The 25,884-nt window shown below is 73.8% G+C and carries 23 protein-coding genes; 22 read left to right on the forward strand and 1 reads right to left on the reverse strand.

All coding sequences use genetic code 11. The features are described 5' to 3' along the window. The first annotated feature begins 1 nt into the window (after position 1). The 20 genes from murG to OG774_RS03310 all read left to right on the forward strand — a co-directional run bounded on the left by murG (position 2) and on the right by OG774_RS03310 (position 23,459). Positions 2-1,123 carry an undecaprenyldiphospho-muramoylpentapeptide beta-N-acetylglucosaminyltransferase gene (gene murG, locus OG774_RS03215; protein ID WP_328306613.1) on the forward strand — a complete coding sequence of 374 codons (1,122 nt, stop codon included), beginning with the start codon at positions 2-4 and terminating at the stop codon, positions 1,121-1,123. Then, positions 1,120-2,658, forward strand: coding sequence for a UDP-N-acetylmuramate--L-alanine ligase (gene murC / locus OG774_RS03220; protein WP_442873934.1), 1,539 nt, complete (start codon positions 1,120-1,122; stop codon positions 2,656-2,658). Before murG ends, murC begins: the two co-directional genes overlap by 4 nt. Beyond that, the gene (locus tag OG774_RS03225; protein ID WP_328306615.1) at positions 2,655-3,557 is read left to right on the forward strand and encodes a cell division protein FtsQ/DivIB; all 903 of its coding nucleotides are present in this window, start codon (positions 2,655-2,657) and stop codon (positions 3,555-3,557) included. Before murC ends, OG774_RS03225 begins: the two co-directional genes overlap by 4 nt. Positions 3,558-3,778: 221 nt before the next feature. After that, entirely contained in the window at positions 3,779-5,140 is a 1,362-nt protein-coding gene (gene ftsZ, locus OG774_RS03230) for a cell division protein FtsZ (protein ID WP_328306617.1), read from the forward strand. An 88-nt stretch (positions 5,141-5,228) separates the two neighbouring features. After that, positions 5,229-5,924: a peptidoglycan editing factor PgeF gene (pgeF, locus tag OG774_RS03235; protein ID WP_328306619.1), complete on the forward strand. Its 696-nt coding sequence runs from the start codon at positions 5,229-5,231 to the stop codon at positions 5,922-5,924. Further along, positions 5,921-6,664: a YggS family pyridoxal phosphate-dependent enzyme gene (locus OG774_RS03240; protein WP_328306621.1), complete on the forward strand. Its 744-nt coding sequence runs from the start codon at positions 5,921-5,923 to the stop codon at positions 6,662-6,664. Before pgeF ends, OG774_RS03240 begins: the two co-directional genes overlap by 4 nt. A gap of 467 nt (positions 6,665-7,131) precedes the next feature. Then, positions 7,132-7,635 (forward strand): cell division protein SepF, encoded by a 504-nt coding sequence (locus OG774_RS29785; RefSeq protein ID WP_442873991.1) that lies wholly within the window; start codon positions 7,132-7,134, stop codon positions 7,633-7,635. A 489-nt stretch (positions 7,636-8,124) separates the two neighbouring features. Then, on the forward strand, positions 8,125-9,063 hold the full coding sequence (gene wag31, locus OG774_RS03250) for a DivIVA-like cell division protein Wag31 (protein WP_328306623.1): 939 nt from the start codon (positions 8,125-8,127) through the stop codon (positions 9,061-9,063). Positions 9,064-9,147: 84 nt separating this feature from the next. Continuing rightward, positions 9,148-10,617 (forward strand): hypothetical protein, encoded by a 1,470-nt coding sequence (locus OG774_RS03255; RefSeq protein ID WP_328306625.1) that lies wholly within the window; start codon positions 9,148-9,150, stop codon positions 10,615-10,617. A gap of 142 nt (positions 10,618-10,759) precedes the next feature. Continuing rightward, entirely contained in the window at positions 10,760-12,301 is a 1,542-nt protein-coding gene (locus OG774_RS03260; RefSeq protein WP_328306626.1) for a potassium/proton antiporter, read from the forward strand. After that, positions 12,298-12,849 (forward strand): signal peptidase II, encoded by a 552-nt coding sequence (gene lspA / locus OG774_RS03265; RefSeq protein ID WP_328306628.1) that lies wholly within the window; start codon positions 12,298-12,300, stop codon positions 12,847-12,849. Before OG774_RS03260 ends, lspA begins: the two co-directional genes overlap by 4 nt. After that, on the forward strand, positions 12,846-13,775 hold the full coding sequence (locus OG774_RS03270) for an RluA family pseudouridine synthase (RefSeq protein WP_328306630.1): 930 nt from the start codon (positions 12,846-12,848) through the stop codon (positions 13,773-13,775). The genes lspA and OG774_RS03270 overlap by 4 nt, the downstream gene beginning before the upstream one ends. Positions 13,776-13,825: 50 nt before the next feature. Then, positions 13,826-14,521 (forward strand): hypothetical protein, encoded by a 696-nt coding sequence (locus OG774_RS03275; protein WP_328306632.1) that lies wholly within the window; start codon positions 13,826-13,828, stop codon positions 14,519-14,521. A 179-nt stretch (positions 14,522-14,700) separates the two neighbouring features. Continuing rightward, complete coding sequence (locus OG774_RS03280; RefSeq protein ID WP_328306634.1) at positions 14,701-15,984, forward strand: NAD(P)/FAD-dependent oxidoreductase; 1,284 nt, start codon at positions 14,701-14,703, stop codon at positions 15,982-15,984. A 95-nt stretch (positions 15,985-16,079) separates the two neighbouring features. After that, the gene (locus tag OG774_RS03285) at positions 16,080-17,060 is read left to right on the forward strand and encodes a malate dehydrogenase (protein WP_328306636.1); all 981 of its coding nucleotides are present in this window, start codon (positions 16,080-16,082) and stop codon (positions 17,058-17,060) included. Between the two features lie 61 nt (positions 17,061-17,121). After that, positions 17,122-17,502, forward strand: a complete 381-nt coding sequence (locus tag OG774_RS03290; RefSeq protein ID WP_328306638.1) for a cupin domain-containing protein — start codon at positions 17,122-17,124, stop codon at positions 17,500-17,502. A 34-nt stretch (positions 17,503-17,536) separates the two neighbouring features. Then, complete coding sequence (dapA, locus tag OG774_RS03295) at positions 17,537-18,379, forward strand: 4-hydroxy-tetrahydrodipicolinate synthase (protein WP_328306640.1); 843 nt, start codon at positions 17,537-17,539, stop codon at positions 18,377-18,379. Between the two features lie 192 nt (positions 18,380-18,571). Then, the gene (locus OG774_RS03300; protein WP_328306642.1) at positions 18,572-19,303 is read left to right on the forward strand and encodes a hypothetical protein; all 732 of its coding nucleotides are present in this window, start codon (positions 18,572-18,574) and stop codon (positions 19,301-19,303) included. Positions 19,304-19,498: 195 nt separating this feature from the next. Further along, positions 19,499-23,041: a DNA polymerase III subunit alpha gene (dnaE, locus tag OG774_RS03305; protein ID WP_328306644.1), complete on the forward strand. Its 3,543-nt coding sequence runs from the start codon at positions 19,499-19,501 to the stop codon at positions 23,039-23,041. A 31-nt stretch (positions 23,042-23,072) separates the two neighbouring features. Continuing rightward, on the forward strand, positions 23,073-23,459 hold the full coding sequence (locus tag OG774_RS03310; RefSeq protein WP_274190153.1) for a VOC family protein: 387 nt from the start codon (positions 23,073-23,075) through the stop codon (positions 23,457-23,459). Positions 23,460-23,498: 39 nt separating this feature from the next. Here OG774_RS03310 and OG774_RS03315 read toward each other — a convergent pair whose 3' ends face one another. After that, positions 23,499-23,963 carry a group II truncated hemoglobin gene (locus OG774_RS03315; protein ID WP_328306648.1) on the reverse strand — a complete coding sequence of 155 codons (465 nt, stop codon included), beginning with the start codon at positions 23,961-23,963 and terminating at the stop codon, positions 23,499-23,501. Positions 23,964-24,047: 84 nt separating this feature from the next. Between OG774_RS03315 and OG774_RS03320 the strand changes: the two genes are divergently transcribed. Further along, positions 24,048-24,872: a class II aldolase/adducin family protein gene (locus tag OG774_RS03320; RefSeq protein ID WP_328306650.1), complete on the forward strand. Its 825-nt coding sequence runs from the start codon at positions 24,048-24,050 to the stop codon at positions 24,870-24,872. A 77-nt stretch (positions 24,873-24,949) separates the two neighbouring features. Further along, the gene (locus OG774_RS03325) at positions 24,950-25,804 is read left to right on the forward strand and encodes an amidohydrolase family protein (RefSeq protein WP_328306652.1); all 855 of its coding nucleotides are present in this window, start codon (positions 24,950-24,952) and stop codon (positions 25,802-25,804) included. Positions 25,805-25,884: the final 80 nt, after the last annotated feature.

The raw sequence follows: 25,884 nt of genomic DNA on the forward strand, positions 1-25,884 counted from the left end.
CATGACGTCGAACGAGCCCTCCGTGGTGGTGGCGGGCGGCGGCAGCGCCGGCCACGTCGAACCGGCCCTGGCCACCGCGGACGCGGTGCGCCGGCTGCGCCCCGACGCCCGGGTCACGGCGCTCGGCACCGAACGGGGTCTCGACACCCGCCTGATCCCGGCGCGCGGCTACCCGCTGGAGCTGATCCCGCCGGTGCCGCTGCCGCGCAAGCCCAACGTCGACCTCGCGAAGCTGCCGATGCGCGTGGTCCGCTCGGTGCGCCGCACCCGCGCGGTCCTGCGGGAGGTGGGCGCCGACGTCGTCGTCGGCTTCGGCGGCTACGTCTCCCTGCCCGCCTACCTGGCCGCGGCCTCGATGCGCCTGCCGATCGTGGTGCACGAGGCCAACGCCCGCGCCGGCGTGGCCAACAAGGTCGGCGCCCGCTTCGCGCGGGCCGTGTGCGCCGCCGTGCCGGGCAGCGGGCTGGCCGGGGCGGAGGTCATCGGCATCCCGCTGCGCCGCGAGATCACCGAGCTCGACCGGGCCGGGCTGCGCGCGCAGGCCCGCGCGCACTTCGGGCTCGACCCGCAGGGACCCGTGCTGCTGGTGTTCGGGGGCTCGCAGGGCGCCCGTTCGCTCAACGAGGCCGTGTCCGCGGCGGTCCCGGCGCTCACCGCGGCCGGGGTGTCGGTGCTGCACGCCCACGGGCCCACGAACGCGCCAGCCGTCGGGATCACCGGGGTGGACGCGCCCGGGTACCACCCGGTTCCCTACCTCGAGCGCATGGACCTCGCCTACGCCGCCGCGGACGTCGCGCTGTGCCGGGCCGGCGCGATGACCGTCGCCGAGGTGTCGACGGTCGGGCTGCCCGCGATCTACGTCCCCCTGCCGCACGGCAACGGCGAGCAGGCGCTCAACGCCCGGCCGGTGGTCGACGCCGGCGGCGGCATGCTCGTCGCCGACGCCGAGCTGACCGGCGAGACGGTCTCCTCGCTGGTCACCGGCCTCGTCGACGACCCCGACCGGCTCGCCGCCGCCGCCGCGGCGGCCCGGCGTTCGGGGCACGCGGGGGCGGACGAGACACTGGCCGCCACGGTGCTCGAGGCAGCGGGCTCGAGCGTGAGCGGGAGGACCCGGACATGAGCCCGACGGACCAGGTGGAGCAGCACCACCCCACAGCCGACCCCGCTACCGACCCCGCTACCGACTCCGCCGTGCCGCCCCTGCCGCGGCTCCTGTCGCGGGTGCACTTCATCGGGGCCGGCGGCGCGGCGATGAGCGGGATCGCGCGCATCCTGCTGGCGCGCGGGGCGATGGTCTCGGGGTCCGACGCCAAGGACTCGCGCGCGGTGCTCGCGCTCCGGGCGCTCGGCGCCGAGGTCGCGGTCGGCCACGACGCGCACAACCTCGACCTCCTGCCCGGCGGGCCCACCTGCCTCGTCACGACGAAGGCCGTGCACCAGGCCGACCCCGACAACCCCGAGCTGCTCGAGGCCGCGGCACGCGGCATCCCGGTGCTCCACCGCTCCGCGGTGCTCGCCGAGCTCATGGCCGACCACCGCGCCGCCTGCGTGTCGGGCAGCGCGGGCAAGACGTCGACCACGTCGATGCTCGTCGTCGCGCTGCAGGCCTGCGGCACCGACCCGTCGTTCATGATCGGCGGCGATCTGCTGTCGTCGGGGTCGAGCGCGCACCACGGTCTGGGCGACGTCTTCGTCGCCGAGGCCGACGAGAGCGACGGCTCGTTCCTCGCCTACTCGCCGGCCGTCGCGATCGTCACCAACGTCGAGCCCGACCACCTCGACCACCACGGCACCGTCGAGGCCTACGTCGCGGTGTTCGACGCCTTCGCCGCGCGGATCGAGCCGGGCGGGGCCCTCGTGGTCTGCGCCGACGACCCGGGCGCCGCCGCGCTCGGTGTCCGCGCGCAGGAGGCGGGCGTGCGGGTGCGCCGCTACGGGCGCACCGCCACCGGCCCCGAGGACGCGCACGTGCTCGACTACCGCGCCGAGGGCGCGCTCGGGGTGCTGCGTCTCGCGGTGGCGGGGGAGGAGATCGAGCTGCGCCTCGCCGTCCCCGGCGAGCACCAGGCCCTCAACGCCTGCGCCGCCCTGCTCGCGGGCCTCGACCTCGGTGCCCCGCTGGAGGGGCTGCTCGACGGTCTCGCCGGCTTCGACGGCGTGCGCCGGCGCTTCGAGTTCCGCGGCAGCGCCGACGGGGTGCGGGTGTACGACGACTACGCCCACGCGCCCACCAAGGTCGCGGCCCAGCTGCGGGCCGCCCGCCCGGTGCTCGGCGGGACCGGCCGGCTGATCGTGGCGTTCCAGCCGCACCTCTACTCGCGCACCCGCGACTTCGCCGCCGAGTTCGGCGCCGCCCTGTCGCTGGCCGACGAGGTCGTGGTGCTCGACGTCTACGGCGCCCGCGAGCAGCCCGAGCCCGGCGTCAACGGCGAGCTCATCGCCCGCCAGCTCACGCTGCCGCCCGAGCACGTGCACTACGAGCCCTCCTGGGGGCAGGTCCCGGCGCTGCTCGCGGACCTCGCCCGGCCCGGCGACCTCGTCGTCACCATGGGGGCGGGCGACATCACCGTCCTCGGCCCCGAGGTGATCTCCGAGCTGGAGCGCCGCGCGGACCAGGCCGAGGCCGGCGTGCCCCCGGGGATCGAGCCGCGGTGACCGGCCCGGCCCGCTCCACCGGACGCCCGGGTCGGGCGGGCCGGTCGGGACGGGCGGGCCGGGGAGATCGTCCCGAGCGGACGGCCCGGTCCGACGGCGCCGAGCGCCAGGAGCGGGCACGACAGCGCCGCACCGGGGGCGCCGGCGCCCGGCCCTCGGGTGCGGCGGCCGGCTCGCCGGGACGCGCCCAGCGGGTCCGGACCTCGGTGCCCCGTCCGGTGCGCCGCGGGCGGAGCCTCTGGGCCGGCCTCGCCGCGGCGCTCGCGCTGATCGCCGTGCTCGTGTGGCTCACCGTCTGGTCGCCCCTGCTCGACGTCCGCGACGTGGAGGTCGTCGGGGCGGCGCCCGACCAGGTCGAGGCGGTGCGCGCGGCTGCGGCCGTCGCGCCGGGCACGTCGCTGCTCTGGCTCGACGGCGACGACGTGGCCGAGGACGTGCGCACCCTGCCCCGGATCGCGTCGGTCGACGTGTCCCGCGACTACCCGGGGACCGTCGTCGTCTCGGTGACCGAGCGCGAACCGGTGCTCGCGGCGCCCTCGCCCGCCGGTGGGGTGCTGCTGGTCGACGCCACCGGCTTCGGCTACCGCACGATGCCCGAGCGCCCGCCGGGCATCCCGGCCCTCACGCTGCCGCCGGGCATGCTCCCGTCGCCCGACGACACGGGCACACGGGCCGCCGCCGACGTGGCCGTGGCCCTGCCCGCGGCGCTGCGGGCCGACGTCGTCGAGGTGCGCGCCAACGGCCGTTTCGACGTCGGCTTCGTCCTCACCGGCGGCCGCGAGGTCCGCTGGGGCGCCGACGCGGACAACGAGCGCAAGGCCGCGGTCCTCGCCGCCCTGCTGACCCGCCCGGGCGTGGCGTACGACGTCTCGACGCCCGACCTCGCGGTGGTGCGCTGACAACCCTCGAGGAGCACTCGAGAGTGTCGACCGCCCGGCGAGTGGGTGACGTGAGGTGCGGACACGCCCGGCGCGCCTCGTGGAAATGCCGTGCCACGCCTGCCTACCGTGCGCACGTCGGACAGCGGCCCCTCAACATAAACCTCCAGTCGAGGTCGAGGGTTGCGACACGCCGGACCCGGACGACGACCGCCGCCAGACCCCGCACGAAAGGCGAACTCATGACGCCCCCGCACAACTACCTGGCCGTGATCAAGGTGGTCGGCATCGGTGGTGGCGGCGTCAACGCCGTCAACCGCATGATCGAGGTCGGCCTCAAGGGCGTCGAGTTCATCGCGGTGAACACCGACGCGCAGGCGCTGCTGATGTCCGACGCCGACGTCAAGCTCGACGTCGGCCGCGAGCTCACCCGCGGTCTGGGCGCCGGGGCGGCCCCGGACGTGGGCCGCCGCGCCGCCGAGGACCACCGCGAGGAGATCGAGGAGGTCCTCAAGGGGGCCGACATGGTCTTCGTGACCGCGGGCGAGGGCGGCGGCACCGGCACCGGCGGCGCGCCCGTCGTCGCCAGCATCGCCCGCAAGCTCGGCGCCCTCACGATCGGCGTCGTCACGCGGCCCTTCAACTTCGAGGGCAAGCGCCGCGCCACGCAGGCGGAGAACGGCATCACCGAGCTCCGCAACGAGTGCGACACGCTGATCGTCATCCCCAACGACCGCCTCCTGCAGCTGGGCGACGTGGGCCTCTCGCTCATGGACGCCTTCCGCAGCGCGGACGAGGTGCTCCTCTCCGGTGTCCAGGGCATCACCGACCTGATCACCACCCCCGGCCTGATCAACCTCGACTTCGCCGACGTCAAGAGCGTCATGAGCGGGGCGGGCAGCGCGCTGATGGGGATAGGAGCGGCGCGCGGGGAGAACCGCGCGGTCGAGGCGGCGGGCAAGGCGATCAACTCGCCCCTGCTCGAGGCGTCGATGGACGGCGCCTACGGCGTCCTGCTCTCGATCGCCGGCGGCTCGGACCTCGGCCTGTTCGAGATCAACGAGTCGGCGTCGCTCGTCCAGGAGGCCGCGCACCCCGAGGCGAACATCATCTTCGGGACGGTCATCGACGACTCGCTGGGCGACGAGGTCCGCGTGACCGTCATCGCCGCGGGCTTCGACTCCGGCTCCCCGACGCACAAGAAGCTCGAGCCCCAGGCCCTCGGGTCGACGCAGGCCTCGTCGACGTCCACCGCGAGCGCCCAGGCCGGGCAGGTCCAACGGCCGCCGGCCGGCACCCACGCCTCCCACGTCTCCCACGTCGGCGGGCCGACGCCCGCGGTCTCGGCGGCCCCGACGGTGCCCGGCTCCACGCCGGCCGTCGACCGCGCGTCGGTGGAGCGTCCGGCGGAGACCCCGGCCGCGGCGACCGCCTCCCCGGGCAACGGGTCCCACGGCTCCCCGGCGGCCCCGGCGGCCCCGGCCAGCGCTCCCGCGGCGTCCACCGCCACCGAGGGCTCCTCGACCACCCCGCCGCGCGAGGCGCCGTCCGCCCGCAGCGCGGACGAGGACGACGTGGACGTCCCCTCCTTCATGAGACGCTGAGGGAGTGGCGGTCCGCTCCGGAAGCAGCAGTCCCGCGCGTCCCCGCGACCCCGGTGACGGGGGCGCGGCGCCCGTCCGGATCCGGCGGGTGGTCACCACCCGCGCGGGCGGCCGGTCGGCGGCGCCGTACGACTCGTTCAACCTCGGCGACCACGTCGGCGACGACCCGACGGCGGTCGCCGCCAACCGACGGCGCCTCGGGCAGGGCATCGGCCTGGGTCCCGAGCGCGTGTCGTGGATGAACCAGGTGCACGGCACCGACGTCGCGACCGTCACCACGGCCGACGGCCCGACCCCGACGGCGGACGCCCTCGTCACCGACCGGCCGCGCCTCGCGCTGGCCGTCGTCGTCGCCGACTGCGTGCCCGTGCTGTTCGCCGACCCCACGGCCGGCGTCGTCGGCGCCGCCCACGCCGGGCGGCGGGGGGCGGCCGACGGGATCCTCGCGCGCACGCTCGAGGCGATGGCCGAGGTCGGTGCCGAGACCGAGCACGTCGAGGTCCTCCTCGGCCCCGCGGTCTGCGGCCTCTGCTACGAGGTCCCGGCGGAGATGCGCGACGAGGTGGAGGCCGCGCTGCCCGGCAGCGCCGCCACCACGCGGATCGGCACCCCGGGCCTCGACCTGCGCGCCGGGCTGCGCCGGCAGCTGGCCGAGCTGGGTGTCACGCGCGTCGACACCGACACGCGCTGCACCTTCGAGGACGACCAGCTGTTCAGCCACCGCCGCGGGCGACCCACGGGCCGGCTCGCCGCCGTGACGTGGTGGGAGTACCCGCGGCCGTGATCGAGGCCGTGACGGAGACCCCGGACGGTGGCGAGCGGCGCGCGGAGCTGGCCGGATCGCTGGCCGCCGTGCGCGAACGCGTGGCGGCGGCCGCCCGCTCCGCGGGGCGGGACCCCGCCGAGGTCGGGCTGCTCGCCGTCACCAAGACCTGGCCCGCCGAGGACGTCGCGCTGCTCACCGACCTCGGGCTGACGGCCTTCGGGGAGAACAAGGAGCAGGAGGGCGCGGCGAAGGCCGCCGAGCTCGCCGCCCTGCGCCCGGACGTCGCGGTGCAGTGGCACGTCGTGGGCCGCCTGCAGCGCAACAAGGCGCGGTCGCTGGCGCGGTGGGCGCACGCGGTGGACTCGGTCGACTCCGCCCGCCTCGTCGACGCCCTCGAGCGCGCCGCTGCGGCCGCCTTCGACGCGGGGGAGCGGACCACGCCGCTCGAGGTCCTCGTGCAGGTGAGCGTCGACGCCGACCCCGACCGCGGCGGGACGCCGGTCGACGAGGTCCCGGCGCTGGCCGACCGCGTCGCCGGCTGCGCGCACCTGCGGCTGGGCGGGGTGATGGCGGTGGCGCCGCAGGACGTCGAGCCGCGCGAGGCCTTCGCCACGGTGTGGGAGGTCGCGCAAGGGGTACGCGCGACGCACGCGGGTGCGGTGACGCTGTCGGCCGGCATGTCCGGGGATCTGGAGGCAGCCGTCGAGTACGGGTCGACGGTCGTGCGTGTCGGAACGGCCTTGCTCGGGCGGCGGTGAGCTAGCGTCCCCTGTGAGTGAACGACACGGATGTGACTCATGCGCTGCACGGGGCGCGGGGTCCCCGTCGGACAGGGGAGACCGCCATGACCACTCTGCACCGAGTGAAGGCCTACTTCGGCATGGTCCCGGCCGACGAGCTGGACTCGTACGACGGCTACGACGACGACCGGTACGACTCCGAGCGTGACCGTCGCCCCGTCGATCGGCACACCGGCGACCGCCACCCGGTCGACCGCCACCGCTACGCCGCGGACCGCTTCGACGACCGGTTCGACGACCGCGACGGTGGCTACGACCGCTACGGCCGCGGCCGGCGCGACGACCGCGAGGACCGCGACGACCAGGAGCGCTACGACCGGTACGACCGGTACGAGGAGCGCCGGACGCCGCGCCCGCGCGACCCGGAGGTCACGGAGATCCGCCGCGAGGACGTCCGCCGCGAGGAGGAGCCCGCCACCGAGACGGTGTCGCGGGCCGGCCGCGGCCGCAGCTGGGCCCACAACACGGGGCCGAGCCACACCTCGGTGCGCCCCACCACCCACCGCACCCCACCGTCGTTGTCGTCGGCGTCCTCCACCGGCTCGTCCGGCCAGTCGTCGTCCTCGGCGTCCGACACCGCCGCCACCCCGGCCGTGAAGGGCCCGACGGCGGTGCCGTCGGTCGCCGCCGACCCCGACCCGGCGAGCGGCCCCGCCGAGATCACCTCGCTGCAGCCGAAGAGCTACAACGAGGCCCGGATCATCGGCGAGCGCTACCGCGACGGCATTCCGGTGATCATGAATCTCACGGAGATGGACGACGCGGGCGCCAAGCGCCTGGTCGACTTCGCCGCCGGCCTCGCCTTCGCCCTGCGCGGCTCCATCGAGAAGGTCACCAACCGCGTGTTCCTGCTCTCACCGCCGAACGTCGAGGTGTCCGCGTCGGACCGTCGGAAGCTGGCCGAGAAGAACTACGCGTCGACCTCCTGAGAGATCCGCCTGAGAGACCTGAGAAGATCACTCCGGGCGGCGGGTGTCACATCCGCGCCCGCCGGAGCGATGGACGGGGTGTGCGGCGCCCCGAGGGCCTCGCACGGCCGCGGCACGCGGCCGATCGGGCGATGCGACTTCCGGCGCGCCGGATGGGCATTCCCGTGCGCCGAGCGTGCTCTCGGGAGCTCGCCGCTGCCCTCCGGCCCCGGCGGTCCCAGGATCCGCTCCTGTCACCGCACGTAGAGGGACACGGAACGTCACGACCCGACCGGCGGATCGCCCCCCGACCCGAAAATCGGTAGGTCTGTGGGTTTCCGGGGGCCTGCTCGTGGCGCTGCGTCACCATTCGGGCGTCGAGGGCAGCGCGTCACTGGACCCGTCCATTATGGTTCTGTCGCTCGCAGCGGTCATACTCTGCGAGTGGCGGAGCTCGAAGAGCCCGAGGTACCTGGGGTTCCGCAGCCGAGGAGTGCTTGAGGAGATCCGATGCCGCTGACCCCCGCCGACGTTCACAACGTCGCGTTCAGCAAGCCACCGATCGGGAAACGGGGCTACAACGAGGACGAGGTCGACGCGTTCCTCGACCTCGTCGAGGCCGAGCTCGGCCGGCTGCTGGAAGAGAACAACGACCTGCGCGAGCAGGTGGAGCAGCTCGAGCAGCAGCTCTCGACGGCCCACGCCGATCTCGACGACGCGCGCAGCAAGGCCGCCGCCGCACCGAGCCAGAGCTCGGGTCCGGCCACGCAGGTCTCGGCGCCGCCGCCGAGCCGGCCGGTGGAGGACGCGCCGCGCACCGTGCAGCAGCCGATGCCGCCGCAGCAGCCCCAGCAGCAGCCGATGCCGCAGACGCAGGCCGTCGTGCCCCCGCCCTTCGGCATGTCCGAGCAGGGTGGCCAGGGTGCCGCCGCCAACGGTGGCGACCACCACGTGCAGGCCGCGAAGGTGCTCGGCCTGGCCCAGGAGATGGCCGACCGGCTCACCGCCGAGGCCAAGTCCGAGGCCGACGGCATGCTCACCGACGCGCGCACCAAGTCGGAGCAGCTGCTGTCCGAGGCGCGCACCAAGTCCGACAGCATGGTCAACGAGGCCCGCACGCGCGCCGAGACGATGCTGAACGACGCGCGCACCCGCGCGGAGACCCTCGAGCGGCAGGCCCGTGACAAGGCCTCGACCCTCGAGCGCGACGCGCAGCGCAAGCACAACGAGACGATCAGCCTCATCGAGCAGCAGAAGGGCGGGCTCGAGAAGAAGATCGACGAGCTCCGCACCTTCGAGCGCGAGTACCGCACCCGTCTCAAGACCTACCTCGAGTCGCAGCTGCGCGACCTGGACGGCCGCGGTTCCGCCGCGCCGGACAACGGCCGCAACGGCACCGGCGGGTACGCCACCAGCGGCTACGGCTCGCGGGCCGAAGCCGGCAGCTAGGGACGCCGCGGCCCGCGCCACCCTCCTCCTCGGAGGTGGCGCGGGTGAGAGACCCCTTGCCGCCCCGAGGTAGGAGTCCGACCGTTGCTGCTCCTCGTCCTTCTCTGCGTCCTGGTCGCCTTCGGGCTCCTGGTGGTCGCCGTCGTCACCTCGGTGGCGACGTGGGCCTGGGGGTCCGTGGTGGCCAGCGTGCTGGCCGCCGCCCTGCTGATCGCCGACGTCGTCCGTCGACGCAAGCGGGAGCGGGAGGGTCGACGCCCGGCCGACGAGGCTCCCGCCTCGTCCCCCGCGTCGTCGGGACCGTCCACGCCGGGTTCGCCGTCCTCCGGGTTCGCCCCGGGAGTCCACTCCTCGGGCCCGGGACAGGGCTCCCCGGAGACGGCGGCCCCGACGGCGGCCGGTCCGGCCTCGACGCCGGGCGCGCCCGTGCCCCCGGTCCAGGCCGGCGGGCGCGGTCCGCAGCAGGACGCGGGCACGGTGGCCGTCGGGACGGGGCCGCAGCAGCAGGGTCAGCAGGGTCCGGGTCAGCAGGGTCAGGGCCCGGCGTCGGGTCCGCAGGGCCCGAACGGCCAGGGCGGTCCGGGCGGACCGGCGCAGAGCGGTGTCGCTCCGCAGGGCCGGCCCGGTGAGCAGACCGAGCGCGACGGCAACGCCGCGCGCATCGCCGGGGTGGCCGGCGCCGCCGGTCTCGCCGGCGGCGCGGCGGCGGCCGGCGCGGCCTCCACGCGCGGTGGGGACGCCTCTCCGGGCACGGACCGGACGTCGCGCTGGATCACCACCAACGCCCGCCCCGGCTCCGAGCCGTCCCGCGTCGCCGGCGCCCCCGAGGGATCGCGGCTGCTCGGGACGCTCCCCATGCCCGGCACCCCGGCCGAGGCCCGCCTCGGCGGCGGACCCGCACGGACGGGCACCCCGAGCACCCCCTCCACGCCGGGCACACCGGGCGGCACGCCGTCCCGCGGTGCTCCCGGACAGCCCGGCGGCGACGATTCGGCCACCACCCGCCTCGACATGAAGGACCTCGCCCGCATGCGGCAGGTCGCGGACGACGGTCCGCCACCGGCGGGCCGGTCCGACGCGGGCGCCGCCAACGGCGGCCCGCCGACCGGGCAGCCGCCGCAGGGACCGCCCCCGGGCCAGGCTCCGCAGGGCCAGGCTCCGCAGGGTGCCGGACGTCCTCCCGGTGGTCCGCCGCCCGGTGGCCCGCCTGCTGGTGGCCCGCCTGCTGGTGGCCCGCCTGCTGGTGGCCCGCCTCCGGGTGGCCCGCCTCCGGGTGGGGCACCGAGCGCCCCGCCGCCCCCGCCGCCGGCGTCCCAGCCGGAGGAGGAGGTCGTCGACGATGCCGCCCGCCAGGCGATGGCCGAGCACGACGACGAGGTCCTCGTCATCGACGAGGAACCCCTCTTCCACCTGAGTCGCTGCAGCTACCTGTACGGGCGTGAGGTGATCCCGCTGCCCGCGTCCGAGGCGGTGGAGCTCGGGTTCACGGGCTGCTCCTGGTGCACGCCGGTCGCGGCGCTCACCGGGCCCCGCAGCGCCGACACCCGCCGATGATCGACCTCTGACCCACCTCTGACAGACCACAGCACGAGCGCGACGGGCCGGTGAATCGGCTCATCGCGTCCACATCCCGGACGAACCGGGCACTCCGCGATCGCTAGGGTCGTGCCCTCCTGGAGGGGAGGGGGCACGCCACGTGGACGATCTGCCCCTCCTGCTCGGCGTCGGTGCGGGCGTCGTCCTCGTCTCCGTGCTCGCGGTGCGCCTGTCGACGCGTGTCGGCCTGCCCTCGCTGCTGATCTACCTCGCGATCGGGGTGGCGCTGGGGGAGTCGGGCCTGGGCATCCGGTTCGACGACGCGGGCCTCACACAGGCGCTCGGCGTCGCCGCCCTCGTCCTGATCCTCGCCGACGGCGGCCTCTCCACCCGGTGGACGACGGTCCGCCCGGCCCTGGGCCTCGGTGTCGCGCTCTCGACGATCGCGGTGGCCGTGAGCATCGGCGTCACCGGGCTGGCCCTGTGGGCGCTGCTCGGGCTCGACCTGCGGATCGCCTTCCTCTGGGGCGCCGTGCTCTCGTCGACGGACGCGGCCGCGGTGTTCAGCGTGCTGCGCAACCTCGGCCTCAAGGGCCGGCTGGTCGGCGCGCTCGAGCTGGAGTCGGGGCTCAACGACGCCCCGGTGTTCCTCGCCGTGGTGCTGCTGTCCTCCACCGCCGCGCTGAGCTGGACCGACCCGCTGCTGGTGGTCTACGAGCTCGTCGCGGGCGGTCTGCTCGGCGGCGCGCTCGGGCGCCTGGGGGCGCTGGGACTGCGCCGGGCCGCGCTGCCGGCCACCGGGCTCTACCCGCTGGCCACGCTGTCCGTCTGCATCCTGGCCTTCGCCTCGGCGCAGCTCCTGCACGCGTCGGGCCTGCTCGCGACCTACGTCGCGGCACTCGTCCTCGGCAACTCGACGCTGCCGCACCGCGAGGGCAGCCGGTCGTTCGCCGAGGGTCTGGGCTGGCTCGCCCAGATCGGGCTGTTCGTGCTGCTCGGGCTCTTCGTCTCGCCGGACCGCCTGGGGGCCGCCCTCGTCCCCGCGCTGATCGCCGGGGCGGTGCTGGTGTTCGCGGCCCGCCCGCTCTCGGTCGTCGCGGCGTCCGCCTTCGCGCGCGTGCCGTGGCGCGAGCAGGTCTTCCTGTCGTGGGCCGGCCTGCGGGGGGCGGTGCCGATCGTGCTGGCCCTCATCCCGCTCACCGAGGGCCTGCCCGGGGCCCAGGCCCTCGTCGACGCCGTGTTCGTGCTCGTGGTGGTGCTCGTGCTGGTGCAGGGCACGACGCTGCCGCTCGTCGCCCGCGCCCTCGGGCTCGCCGGGGACTCGAAGGTCGAGGAGATCGAGGTCGACGCCGCGCCGCTGGACACCCTGCGCGCCGATCTCCTGCAGATGACCGTGCCCGAGGGGTCGAAGATGCACGGCGTCTACGTCCGCGAGCTGCGCCTGCCCGAGGGCTCGGGACTCAGCCTGGTCGTCCGCGACGGCGCGAGCTTCACACCCCAGGACGCGAGTCGCATCCAGGAGGGCGACCAGCTGCTCGTCGTCACCACCGAGACCGCGCGGGCCGCCGCCGAGGAGCGCCTGCGCTCGGTCGACCGGTCCGGGCGTCTCGCGCGCTGGCGCGGCGACACCGGCGGGTCCCCGTCGCTGCGCCGGCGGCGGGACGGCGACGACGGGACGGCTCCTGGGACGATGGGGCGGTGAGCAGCGCACCCACCGAGCCGGACAGCGTGCCGGAGGCATCCCGGGACCTCCCGCCGAGACGGCTCGCCACCCTCGCGGTGATCGCGGCGGTGGTCATCTCCCTCGACCTCGTCACCAAGATCGTGATGGTGTCGTGGCTGGCCGACGGCGAGCGGGTGCCGCTGATCGGCGACCTCGTGTCGTTCACCCTGGTCCGCAACCCCGGTGCGGCGTTCTCGTTCGCGACGGGCATGACCTGGGTGCTGACGCTCGTCGCGCTGGCCGTCGTGATCGGGATCGTGCGGTTCGCCCGGCGCCTGCGCTCGCGCGGCTGGGCGGTGGCGCTCGGGCTGGTGCTGGGCGGGGCGCTGGGCAACCTCGTCGACCGCTTCTTCCGCGGACCGGGCCCGCTGCAGGGCCACGTGGTCGACTTCGTCTCCGTGGGCTGGTTCCCGGTGTTCAACGTCGCCGACTCCGCGATCACGATCGGCGGGGTGCTGCTCGTGCTGCTCGCGCTGATGGGCCGCGACCTCGACGGCTCGTCGACGCGGGACGGGGCGACGGCGTGAGCCTGCGCACGCTGCCCGTCCCCGACGGGCTCGACGGGATGCGGCTGGACGCCGGGCTCTCGCGGATGTTGGGCCTCTCGCGCACCGTCGTCGCGGAGCTCGCGTCGGACGGCGCGGTTCGGCTCGACGGCGCGCCCGCCGGCAAGTCGGACCGTCTCGTGGCGGGGGCCTGGCTCGAGGTCGAGATCCCGGAGCCGGAGCAGGCCGCCCTCGTCGTCACGGCCGAGGCCGTCGAGGGCCTGGTCGTGCTGCACGAGGACGAGGAGATCGTCGTCGTCGACAAGCCCGTCGGCGTCGCCGTGCACCCGAGCCCCGGCTGGTCGGGCCCGACCGTCGTGGCCGGGCTCGCCGCGCTGGGCATCCGGATCGCCACCGGTGGCGCCGCCGAGCGCCAGGGGATCGTGCACCGGCTCGACGCCGGCACCACCGGGGTGATGGTGGTGGCGAAGTCGGAGCGCGCCTACTCGGTGCTCAAGCAGGCGTTCCGCGAGCGCACCGTCTCGAAGGTCTACCTCGCGGTGGTGCAGGGCCACCCCGACCCGAGCGAGGGCACGATCGACGCGCCGATCGAGCGTCACCCCAAGCACGACTGGCGCTTCGCCGTCGTCACCGACGGCCGGCCCAGCGTCACCCACTACCGCACCCTCGAGGCGTTCCGCGCCGCGTCGCTGCTGGAGGTCGAGCTCGAGACGGGGCGGACCCACCAGATCCGCGTGCACTTCTCCGCGGTGCGCCACCCGTGCGTCGGCGACATCACCTACGGCGCCGACCCGACGCTCGCTCGCACCCTCGGGCTGACCCGCCAGTGGCTGCACGCCCACCGCCTCGGCTTCCACCACCCCGGCGACGGCCGCTGGGTGGAGTACGTCAGCGAGCCGCCCGCCGACCTGGCGGGGGCGCTGGAGACCCTGCGGGCGGCGAGCTGAACACGCCCGGGGACGAGCCCGACGACGGGCCCGTCCTGCGCTGGCCGACGGTGGCGATCGTGCTCGCCGTCGTGCTGGTGGTCGCCCTGCTGACCGCGTGGGTGGCCGGAGCCGGCAGCACGCCGTCGCAGGGCGTGCCCGGGAGCACCGACGCCACCCGTCTCGGGCCGGCGCCGGGGGAGTCCGTCACGGGGTACCTGGCGCGCGCCGCCGTCGTGCCGCCGGGGCCGGCCGGGCCGCGCCCCGCGCTCGTGCAGTTCGCGGTCGAGCAGAATCTCCCCGGCGCGGCGGCGGCCGTCGCGGGCACCGGGGCGACGGCGCGGGAGGCCGTGTTCCGGGTGCCGCTGCCGCGGGTCCAGACGGCGTTGCGCGGGGTGTCGCTCGACGCCACGGGCACGGTCGACCCCGTCGCGGCCCTCCGCCTCGCCGAGGCCCGGGCGGGCAACCAGGCGGGTGAGCAGGCGCGCACGTCCTCGGGTCGCCCCGCCGCGGTGGCGGCCGCCGAGTCCGCCCGCCTGTCGGCCGGCTGCGCGTGCGTCGTCGCCCTCGTCGTCGAGACGGACCCGGCCGCGCTCCCCGCCCTGCGCGCCCGGCCCGGGGTGCGGGCGGTGGAGGTCGCCCCGCACGGGGCGCGGATCGGGGCGCTCGCGGTGTCGCCGCTGCTGCCGGAACAGACCGATGACGGGCGGGACCCGCCCGAGACCGTCGGCCCGGTGCCCGACGACGGCCCGGTGCCGGCGGGATGACCGCCCGGCGCGTGTGAGGGGTCCGACAACCGACGGGGAGCCGTCGCCCCCTCCGGTCCGGCGTGGTGGAGGACGATGGAGGGTACGACCCTGAGGTACCGCCCGACGGGCCGGTGGTCCGGCTCCTGAATCGAACCGGCCAGCACCGACGGGTACGAGCGCGAGAGGAGCACGGCACCATGACCGCCGATCCGTCGACCCGGGGCGAGCCCACGGGGACGTCGATCACGGATGCCGACCCGCGCCCGCACGTGGTCGTGCTCGGTGCCGGGTTCGCCGGCATCGCCGCCGTCCGCGCCCTGCGCAAGGCACCGGTGCGCGTCACCCTCGTCGACCGGCACAGCTACAGCACGTTCCAGCCGTTGCTCTACCAGGTGGCCACCGGCGCGCTGAACCCCGGCGACATCACCTACGGCGCCCGCGGGTTCGCCGCGCACACCGGCGCGCGCTTCCGCAAGGGCGAGGTCCTCTCGATCGACCCGGAGACGCGCACGATCTCCCTCGACGTCGGGCCCCACCTGCACTACGACTACCTCGTCATCGCCAACGGCGTGACCACCAACTACTTCGGGGTGCCCGGGGCGGCCGAGAACGCCTACCCGATCTACACGCGCGCCGAGGCCCTGGCCGTCCGCGACCGCATGACCGGCTACCTCGACCACATCGCCGCCACCGGCGAGCGCCGCGGCGCCTCGGTCGTCGTGGTCGGCGGCGGCGCCACCGGCGTGGAGATGGCGGGCACGCTCGCCGAGCTGCGCAACACCGTGCTGCCCGACCGGTACCCGGAGCTCGACCCGTCCGAGGTCAACGTCGTGCTCGTCGAGATGACCGACCGGGTCCTCCCGCCGTTCGCGCCGCGCCTGCGGGAGTACGCCGCCGCACAGCTGCGGGCGCGCGGTGTCGAGCTGCGTCTCGAGGCCGCGGTCAAGGAGGTCCGGCCCGACTCCGTGCTCCTCGCCGACGGCACCGAGCTCGAGGCCCAGATGACCGTCTGGGCCACCGGCGTCGCCGCGCACGAGCGGGTGAAGAGCTGGGGTCTGCGGCAGGGCAAGGGCGGCCGGATCGTCGTCGGCGGCGACCTCCGCGTGCCGGAGCACCCCGAGATCCTCGTCGCCGGGGACATCGGCGTCATCGAGGACGACCCGCTGCCCCAGCTCGCGCAGCCGGCGCTCCAGAGCGGCGGGCACGCGGGCCGGACGATCGCCCGGCTCCTGGCCGGCGAGCCCACCGAGCGCTTCCACTACAAGGACAAGGGCACGATGGCGACGATCGGGCGCGGCTCGGCCGTGGCCGACATCGCCCACGGGCCCAAGCTCGTCGGCGTGCTGGCGTGGCTCATCTGGATGTTCGTGCACGTCCTCGCGCTACTGGGTAACCGGAATCGGATCATGGTGTCGCTGGGCCTGACCTACCGCTATCTCGCGCAACGGCGCGGGCAGATGGTCGTCGGCGACCCGGGCTGACGCCCGCTGTGACCGAGGCGGCCTGCCTGCGCGTGCCCTCACCGGACATGCGAGGCTCCGCCGCGACCGACCACGACGACCGAGCAGGAGCTCCGATGGCGCCCACCCCCGTCAACGTCACCGTCACCGGCGCGGCCGGACAGATCGGCTATGCGCTGCTGTTCCGCATCGCCGCCGGCGACCTGCTGGGGGAGGGTGTGCCGGTCCGGCTGCGGCTGCTGGAGATCCCGGACGCCGTGAAGGCCGCCGAGGGCACCGCGCTCGAGCTCAACGACAGCGCCTTCGAGCTCCTCGACGGGATCGACGTCTACGACGACGCCACCCAGGCGTTCGAGGGCACCAACGTCGGCCTGCTGGTCGGCGCCCGCCCGCGCAGCAAGGGCATGGAGCGCGCCGACCTCCTCGAGGCCAACGGCGGGATCTTCAAGCCGCAGGGCCAGGCGCTCAACGGCGCCGCGGACGACGTCAAGGTGCTCGTGGTCGGCAACCCGGCGAACACCAACGCCCTGATCGCCCGCGCGAACTCCGACGTCCCGGCCGATCGCTTCACCGCGATGACGCGCCTGGACCACAACCGCGCCGTCGGCCAGCTGGCGACGAAGTTCGGCGTCCGGGTCGGCTCGGTCTCCAAGATGACGATCTGGGGCAACCACTCGGCCACCCAGTACCCCGACGTCACCTACGCCGAGGTCGACGGCAAGCCGATCGGCGACCAGGTCGACCGGAGCTGGCTGACCGACGAGTTCATACCGCGCGTGGCCAAGCGCGGCGCCGAGATCATCGAGGTCCGCGGCGCCTCGTCGGCCGCCTCGGCCGCCGCCGCCGCGATCGACCACGTCCACACCTGGGTCAACGGCACCAAGCCGAACGACTGGACCTCGGCGGCGATCGTCTCCGACGGCTCCTACGGCGTCCCCGAGGGCCTCGTGTCCTCGTTCCCGGTCACGGCGTCGAACGGCAAGTTCGAGATCGTCCAGGGTCTCGACATCAGCGACTTCTCCCGCGAGCGCATCGACGCGTCGGTCAACGAGCTGGCCGAGGAGCGCGACGCCGTGCAGAAGCTCGGTCTCGTCTGATCCTGGCTTCGTCTGATCCTGGCTTCGTCTGATCCTGGCTTCGTCTGACATCGTTGCTCGCGTGAGCAGCGAACCCGTCGAGGTCTTCCGCGGCGACCAGCTCGCCGAGGGCGACCCGACGCCCGGGATGCGCCGCGAGGTGGCGTTCTCGACCGACGCGTTGTGGGCCGGGCTCGTGCACACCGATCCCGGTGCCTCGTCGGGCTGGCACCACCACGGCGAGCACGAGACGAGCCTGTACGTCGTGCGCGGTGCGATGCGCCTGGAGTTCGGCCCCGGCGGCGGCGACGCCGTCGAGGCCGGACCCGGCGACTTCCTGCGCGTGCCGCCCCACACGGTGCACCGCGAGTCGAACCCGACGGGCGAGCGGTCGACCGCCGTCATCGGGCGCGCGGGCGAGGGCCCGCCCACGGTGAACGTCGACGGGCCGGACCCGGCGTAGACCGCGGGTGGGCCGGTCAGGCAACCTGAAAGCCATGAGCCTCGGCGCCGTCCTCACCGCCATCGTGACCCCGTTCGCCCGCGACGGTTCGGTCGACGAGAAGGCCTTCGTCGACCTGATGGACCACCTGTACGCGAACGGCTCCGACGGGCTCGTGGTGTGCGGGACCACCGGTGAGGCGTCGACCCTGTCCACCGAGGAGCACCTGCGCCTCGTCGAGCTGGCCGTGCAGCACCGGCCCGCGGGCGCCACCGTCGTCGCGTCCACCGGCTCGAACGACACCCGGCACGCCTGCGAGATGACCGAGCGGGCCACCGCGGCGGGCGCCGACGCGATCCTGTCGGTGACGCCGTACTACAACAAGCCGAACCGGCGGGGCATGCTCGCGCACTTCGGTGAGGTCACCCGGGCCACCGACAAGCCCGTCGTGCTCTACAACATCCCCTCGCGGTGCGTGGTCGACCTGCCCAACGACCTGCTCGCCGAGCTCGCCCAGATCGAGCGGATCGACTACGTCAAGCAGGCCAACAACGCCAACCTCGCGCCCGTCGACGGCCTGGGGATCTACGCAGGCAACGACGACCTGTTCGGCTCGGTGCTGGAGATGGGCGGCTGCGGCGGGATCCTCGTCGCGAGCCACGTCGTCGGGCCCGCCATGCGCCGCATGGTCGACGAGCCCGACCAGCGCGCCGAGATCGAGGCCTCGCTCAAGCCGCTGTTCGACGCCCTGGGCGTCACCACCAACCCGATCCCGGTCAAGGCGGCCCTCGACCTCCTCGGCCGGCCCGTCGGCGGCCTGCGCCTGCCGATGGTCGAGGCCGACGAGCACGAGCGTGAGGTCGTGCGCGCGGCGCTCGTCGGGGCGGGGCTGCTGTAGGCGGTGGTCGACAGGCATCGGCGCCTGCCGAACGTGCCCCTCGTGCGGAGAGGCACGCGTCGGTGGTCAGCGAGCCCGCACGGTCGGTGCCGATCTCTGTCGTGACCGTGCGGGCTGCCTGATCATCGAGGCCCCCGGCGTTGTCGGGGGTGCGGCGCATGCTGCGACTCGGGACGACCCCGAGGAGGAGCGATGGGCAGGCGCAGGCGCGACGGGCAGCGGCGGGCGGCGAAGGTGGAGGCGCGCCGGAGGCGCCGGGAGGCGATGGCGCGGCCGAGGCGCAGCGGTCACGGGCCCGCCGGCGTGGCGCCCGCGACGTCCCGGTCTCCCCGGATCGGTCCGGACGAGATCGTCCTCGGTCCCGGGGGGTGCGAGGACGGCCTCTGGGACGACCTCGAGGACGACGACGACGCCTGGGACGAGCCCGACGACGACCTGGACGACGCGCTCGACGACGAGCCCGGCCCGCTCGAGGCGCTCCAGGACCGCATCCGTGCCGTGGTCGCGGAGACCGTCGAGCGGCGTGACCCCGAGGTCGCCCGCCGGTTCGTCGCGGGCACACCCCACGACGAGACCCGCCCGTGGTCGGGCGACCGGACCCTGATCGACCTGTTCGTCGCGTCGTGGCTCCTCAAGGCGCGGCGGCGACGCTCGGACCCCGACCTGGCCCGCCGGTCCGTCACCTGGGTCGGCGAGCACCTGGGCGAGACGGCGCCAATCGTCACGGACGCGGCCCGGATGCTGGGGCCGGCGGCCGCCGAGGCGGCCCGCGAGCACTTCCTCCGGACACCGCCCGACCTCCTCGTCGCCCGCCTCTGGCTGTTGGCCGCGGTCGTCGCGCAGGCCCCGGTGCGCGACCCCGTGCGGATCGACCTCCTGAGCGCCGCCGACGACGTCCACCGACGTGCCCTGGGGCCCCTGTGACACGTGGGACGAGCCCGGATCCGGGCGACACGCCGGGCCCCGGGAGGTGAGCAGCGCGGACGGTCGGAGGGCTCGGGGAGGGGCGTCGCTGTCGGGGGGCGCGGATAGGCTGGGCCCGTCCCCGCCGACCCCGTCCCGCCTCCCGGGACCCCCTCGGCGGCACCCCGTTCCCGGCGCTCCTGGAGGTCCCGCGACGTGACCGGCGACTCGTTCGTTCACCTGCACACGCACACCGAGTTCTCGATGCTCGACGGTGCCGCGCGCCTGGACGACCTGTTCGCCGAGGCCGCGCGCATGGGGATGCCGGCGCTCGCGATGACCGACCACGGCAACACCTTCGGCGCCTACGAGTTCTGGAAGAAGTCGAAGGCGCACGGGGTCAAGCCGATCATCGGCATGGAGGGCTACCTCGCGCCCGGCAGCCGTCACGAGCGCAAGCGGGCCACGCTCGGCGGGCAGGTCATCTCGGACGACAACCCGGGCCAGATGTACACCCACATGACGCTGCTGGCCGAGAACACGGAGGGGATGCACAACCTCTTCCGGCTCTCGAGCCTCGCCAGCCTCGAGGGGTACTACTACAAGCCCCGCATGGATCGCGAGCTGCTCGAGACCTACGGCAAGGGGATCATCGCGACGACGGGCTGCCCGTCGGGCGAGGTGGCGCGCTACCTGCAGCAGGACGACTTCGACGGCGCCTGCCAGGCCGCCAGCGACTACCGCGACATCTTCGGCGCGGAGAACTTCTTCTGCGAGCTCATGGACCACGGCATCGAGATCGAGCGCCGGGTCCGCGACGACCTCTACGATCTCAAGAAGAAGCTCGACCTGCCGGGTCTCGCGACGAACGACCTGCACTACACGTACGCCAAGGACGCCAAGCCGCACGAGGTGCTGCTCTGCGTCCAGACCGGCAAGACGATGAACGACCCGAACCGCTTCCGGTTCGACGCGCAGGACTTCTACCTCAAGAGCGCGCAGGAGATGCGCGCCCAGTGGGACGGCGTCTTCCCCGAGGCGTGCGACAACACCCTGGCGATCGCCGAGCGGGTGCACGTCGAGTTCACCGAGGGCCGCGACCTGCAGCCGGTGGCGCCGGTGCCCGAGGGCGAGACCGAGGGCTCCTGGCTGGTCAAGGAGGTCGAGCGGGGGCTGCACTGGCGGTTCCCGAACGGCGTCCCGGAGAACTACCGCAAGCAGGCCGAGTACGAGGTCTCGGTCATCATGCAGATGGGCTACCCGGGCTACTTCCTGGTGACGGCCGACCTGCTCAACTACGCCCGCTCGGTCAACCTGCGCGTCGGCCCCGGCCGCGGGTCGGCGGCGGGGAGCCTCGTCGCCTACGTCCTCGGCATCACCGACCTCGACCCCATCCACCACAAGCTGATCTTCGAGCGGTTCCTCAACCCCGAGCGCGTCTCCATGCCCGACATCGACATGGACTTCGACGAGCGTCGGCGCGGCGAGATGATCCGGTACGTCACCGAGAAGTACGGCGAAGAGAAGATCGCGCAGATCATCACCTACTCCACGATCAAGGCGAAGGCCGCGATCAAGGACTCCGCGCGCGTGCTCTTCGGGCAGCCGGGCTACGCCGTGGCCGACCGCATCACGAAGTCGATGCCGCCCGCGGTCATGGGCAAGGACATCCCGCTCTCCGGGGTGTTCGACCCCAGCCACAAGCGCTACTCCGAGGCCGCCGAGATGCGCGCCCTCTACGAGTCCGACGCGCAGGTCAAGGAGATCGTCGACACCGCCAAGGACCTCGAGGGCCTCAAGCGGCAGTGGGGCGTGCACGCCGCCGGCGTGATCATGTCCAAGGAACCGCTGATCGACGTCATCCCGATCCAGCGGCGTGAGGCCGACGGCGCCATCATCACGCAGTTCGACATGGGGGTCTGCGAGACCCTCGGCCTGCTGAAGATGGACTTCCTGGGGCTGCGCAACCTCACGATCATCGACGACGCGCTCAACAACATCACGCTCAACGGCAAGGAAGCGCTCGACCTCGACAACCTCGGGCTCGACGACAAGGCCACCTACGAGCTGCTGTCCCGCGGCGAGACGCTCGGGGTGTTCCAGCTCGACGGCGGGCCGATGCGCGACCTCCTGCGCCGCATGGCCCCCACCGAGTTCGACGACATCTCGGCCGTCGGCGCGCTGTACCGGCCCGGTCCGATGGGCGCCAACGCCCACAACGACTACGCCGACCGCAAGAACGGCCGCCAGGAGGTCACGCCGATCCACCCGGAGCTCGCCGAGCCCCTCAAGGAGGTCCTCGGCGAGACCTACGGCCTGATCGTCTACCAGGAACAGGTCATGGCGATCGCCCAGGTGCTCGCGGGCTACTCGCTGGGCAAGGCCGACCTGCTGCGGCGCGCCATGGGCAAGAAGAAGAAGGAGATCCTCGACAAGGAGTACGAGGGTTTCGCCCAGGGCATGAAGGACAACGGCTACTCGGCCGCGGCGATCAAGACGCTGTGGGACATCCTGCTGCCGTTCTCCGACTACGCGTTCAACCGCGCGCACTCCGCGGCCTACGGCGTCGTCTCGTACTGGACGGCCTATCTCAAGGCCAACTACCCCGCCGAGTACATGGCCGCGGTGCTCACCAGCGTCCGCGACGACAAGGACAAGGCGGCGATCTACCTCGCCGAGTGCCGCAAGATGGGCATCACGGTGCTGCCGCCCGACGTCAACGAGTCGGTGCTCAACTTCGCCCCGGTCGGCTCCGACATCCGTTTCGGGCTCGGCGCGATCCGCAACGTCGGCACCAACGTCGTCGACGCCATCGTCACCTCCCGCCGCGAGAAGGGCCCCTTCACCGACTTCTCCGACTTCCTGCGCAAGGTCCCGCAGCAGGTCTGCAACAAGAAGACGGTCGAGTCGCTGATCAAGGCGGGCGCCTTCGACTCGCTGGGCCACCCGCGCAAGGGCCTCGCCCTGGTGCACGCCGAGGCCGTCGACGCGGTCATGACCACGAAGAAGGCCGAGGCCGACGGGCAGTTCGACCTCTTCGGCAGCTTCGACGGAGACCAGGCGGACGCGAACGCTGCTGATACGACGGGCATGTTCGACGTCAAGGTGCCCGACGGCGAGTGGGAGCCCAAGCACCGCCTCGCGCTCGAGCGGGAGATGCTCGGGCTCTACGTGTCGGGGCACCCGCTCAACGGCCTCGAGCAGGTCCTCGCCAGCCGGGCCGACACCGCGATCACGAAGATCCTCGAGGGCGACGTCGCCGAGGGCGCGACCGTCACGGTCGGCGGCATCCTCGCCACCGTCACCCGGCGGGTGAACAAGAAGGGCGAGCCCTGGGCGTCGGCGCAGATCGAGGATCTCGCAGGCGGCATCGAGGTGCTGTTCTTCCCGCGCACCTACGCCGCGGTGTCGATCGACGTCGCCGAGGACGCGATCGTGCTGGTCAAGGGCAAGGTCAACAAGCGGGACGACCGCGTCAGCCTGTTCGTCGAGGACCTCGCGGTGCCCGACCTGTCCGGTGGGGTCGGCGGCGCGCCGGTCAAGGTCGTCCTCGAGAGCGCGCGCTGCACCCCGGAGCGGGTCGGCAAGCTCAAGGAGGTCCTCGTCGCCCACCCGGGCCCGAGCGAGGTGCACCTGACGCTGATGGCCGCCAACGGGGCGAGCCACGTGCTGCGTCTCGACGACGGGCTGAAGGTCCAGAACTCCGGGGCCCTCATGGGTGACCTGAAGGCCCTGCTCGGTCCACGCTGTCTGGGCTGAGCACGCTGACCCACGCTGGGAGGAGCCGGTCATGAGCGGTCGGGTGGTCCATTTCGAGGTCCCGTTCGACGACGGTGACCGCGCGCGGGCGTTCTACGGCGCGATCTTCCGGTGGACGCTGCAGGACATGCCAGGCATGGACTACACGATCGCGATGAGTGGCCCGGTCACCGAGACCGGGGAGCCGGAGGAGTCCGGGTTCATCAACGGCGGGATGTTCCAGCGCGGCCCGGACACCCCCCGCAGCCCGGTGCTCGTCGTCGACGTCGGCGACATCGACGAGACCCTCGCCCGGGTCGCCGAGTACGGCGGCACGGTGGTGCAGGGCAAGCAGCCGGTCGGCGAGATGGGCTTCGCCGCGTACTTCCGCGACACCGAGGACAACGTTATCGGGCTGTGGGAGACCGCGGGCGGCTGACGGTCACACCGAGGGTCACACAGAGGGCCACGCCGAGGGTCACACTGAGAGCCCGTCCCAGGTCCACCGGGGCATCGCCGCTCCCGCGGGGACTTCGGCCCCGGGCGGTGAGTACAGGAGGACGTCGGCCACCGCCCACTCCATGTAGGCGCGCAGGCAGGCCCTCAGCTCGGGGTCGTCCGGCACGCCGGCGTCGTCGAGGGCCAGCAGGAAGCACGCGAGGAAGCGGCGCCCGAGGTCGTCGATCTCCCCGTTGCCGCTGTGCAGCCACAGCACGTGCGTCTGGTCGGCGCACCCCCGGGAGTAGCGCGCGGGGCCGCCGAGCACCTCCGCCCAGTACGCCGCGAGCCGCTCGACGTGCTGCGGGTGTTGGCCGGGGCCCGAGAACGGGTGCTCGAGCTCCGGGTCGGCGAGGCAGCGCCGGTGGTGCGCCCGGGCCAGGGCGAGGAACGCGTCGTCGCCGCCGACGGCGTCGTAGGGCGTCGGTCGTCCTGCTGCGGTCACGTCGGGAAGCGTGACCCGGTCATGAGCCTTCGACAAGCATCGGCCTCTTGACCCGGGCCGGGAACGCGGCGCACGGTCGAAGGCATGGCCGCCCCCACGCAGGACCGCAAGAGCGACAACGAGATGTCTGCCTTCAAGCCCTCGCAGGAGGGCATCACGATGCCGCAGCCGCCCACCTTCGCGACCAGCGCCGAGGAGCGGCTGCACCGCAAGCAGCAGCTCGCGGGTGCGTTCCGCATCTTCGGGCGCTTCGGGTTCGGGGAGGGGATCGCCGGCCACATCACGGTCCGCGACCCCGAGGACCCGCACATGTTCTGGGTCAACCCGTTCGGCATGAGCTTCCGGCACATCCGCGTCTCGGACCTCATCGCGGTGAACCACGACGGCGACATCGTGCACGGCACCAGGCCCGTGAACCAGGCCGGCTTCGTCATCCACTCCGCGGTGCACCACGCGCACCCGGAGGTCGTGGCCGCCGCGCACGCGCACTCGGTGTACGGCAAGGCATGGTCGTCGCTGGCCCGCCCGCTCGACCCGATCACCCAGGACGCCTGCACGCTCTACGAGAACCACGGCGTCGTCACCGAGGGACGCGGAGCCGTCGTTCTCGACCCGGAGGTCGGACGCGCGCTCGCGACGGGCCTGACCGGTCGGAAGATGGTCTTCCACCAGAACCACGGGATCTTCGCCGTCGGGCAGACGGTGGCCGAGGCCGCGTGGTGGTTCATCAACACCGAGCGCAACTGCCAGGCCCAGCTGCTGGCCGAGGCCGCCGGGACGCCGACGCAGATCGACCACGTGAACGCGAAGTTCTCCGCCGAGCAGACCGGCACCGCCTACGCCGGCTGGTTCTCGTTCCAGCCGCTGTGGGACGAGGTCGTCCGCACCGACCCGGACCTCTTCGACTAGCCCTGTCGGCGTGCTCCCCGGACTCCGTACCGAGAGCACGGGCGAGTGCGCACGGTCCCGCAGGGCAAGATGAGCCCGTGATCGTCGACGCCCACGTCCACGTCGCCCACCTCGCGCGGCTGAAGGTGCCGTGGGACCAGTGGATCGGTCCCGCGGGGGACACCGACGCGTGGGCGGCCGCCTACGACAGCGAGGGCGCGGCGATCCCGGAGAAGGTCTCGGGGCTGTTCGCCGCGGCCGGCGTCGACCGCGTGCTGCTGTTCTGCGAGTACTCGCCGAAGGCCACCGGGTGGCAGACGATCGAGGACATGCTGCCGCTGGTCGACGCGGACGCGGAGCGGTTCCGGATCGTCGCCAACGTCAACCCGCATGTCCACCACCCGGTGGCCCGGGAGGTCGATCGCCAGCTCGACCTCGGGGCGGTCGCGCTCAAGGTCCACCCCGTACACGCCGGCATCGCCCCGAACGACCCCCAGCTCTACCCGGCCTACGCGCGGTGCGTCGAACGCGGCATCCCCGTGATCGTGCACACCGGCCCGTCGACGTTCCCCGGCGCCACGGCCCGCTACGGCGACCCCGTGATCCTCGACGACGTGCTGCGCGACTTCCCGGACCTCACGCTCGTGCTCGCCCACGGCGGCCGGGGCTGGAGCTACGACGCCGCGGCGTCGCTCGCGCTCACCCGCGAGAACGTGTGGCTCGACCTCGCCGGCCTGCCCCCGCGCAAGCTGCCGGGGTACTACGAGCGCTTCGGCTTCGACCGCGTCGCCGCCAAGTCGGTGTTCGGCACGGACGCGCCGTCGGCCGACCCGGCCCGCAACATCGCGGCGATCCGCGAGCTCGGCCTCGGCGACGAGCTGACCGCGGGCGTGCTCGGCGAGCACGCGCGCCGCGTCTATCCCGGTCTGGACACCCCGCCCCACCGCGTCTGACCGCGGCTGCCCCGGGGCGTGTACTGTCCTGCGTTGGGGGACCGATCGGTCCGGGACCGCGTGGTCCCGCAGAGGAAGGA

Origin of the sequence: Actinomycetospora sp. NBC_00405 (genome assembly GCF_036044095.1) — a bacterium.
Classification (GTDB): Bacteria; Actinomycetota; Actinomycetes; order Mycobacteriales; family Pseudonocardiaceae; genus Actinomycetospora; species Actinomycetospora callitridis.

Excerpts from the sequence above, each read along its gene's own strand:
- murG (WP_328306613.1), top strand. The coding sequence starts at position 2 with ATGACGTCGAACGAGCCCTCCGTGGTGGTGGCGGGCGGCGGCAGCGCC.
- murC (WP_442873934.1), top strand. The coding sequence starts at position 1,120 with ATGAGCCCGACGGACCAGGTGGAGCAGCACCACCCCACAGCCGACCCC.
- ftsZ (WP_328306617.1), top strand. The coding sequence starts at position 3,779 with ATGACGCCCCCGCACAACTACCTGGCCGTGATCAAGGTGGTCGGCATC.
- wag31 (WP_328306623.1), top strand. The coding sequence starts at position 8,125 with ATGCCGCTGACCCCCGCCGACGTTCACAACGTCGCGTTCAGCAAGCCA.
- OG774_RS03280 (WP_328306634.1), top strand. The coding sequence starts at position 14,701 with ATGACCGCCGATCCGTCGACCCGGGGCGAGCCCACGGGGACGTCGATC.
- OG774_RS03285 (WP_328306636.1), top strand. The coding sequence starts at position 16,080 with ATGGCGCCCACCCCCGTCAACGTCACCGTCACCGGCGCGGCCGGACAG.
- dapA (WP_328306640.1), top strand. The coding sequence starts at position 17,537 with ATGAGCCTCGGCGCCGTCCTCACCGCCATCGTGACCCCGTTCGCCCGC.
- OG774_RS03300 (WP_328306642.1), top strand. The coding sequence starts at position 18,572 with ATGGGCAGGCGCAGGCGCGACGGGCAGCGGCGGGCGGCGAAGGTGGAG.
- OG774_RS03310 (WP_274190153.1), top strand. The coding sequence starts at position 23,073 with ATGAGCGGTCGGGTGGTCCATTTCGAGGTCCCGTTCGACGACGGTGAC.
- OG774_RS03320 (WP_328306650.1), top strand. The coding sequence starts at position 24,048 with ATGGCCGCCCCCACGCAGGACCGCAAGAGCGACAACGAGATGTCTGCC.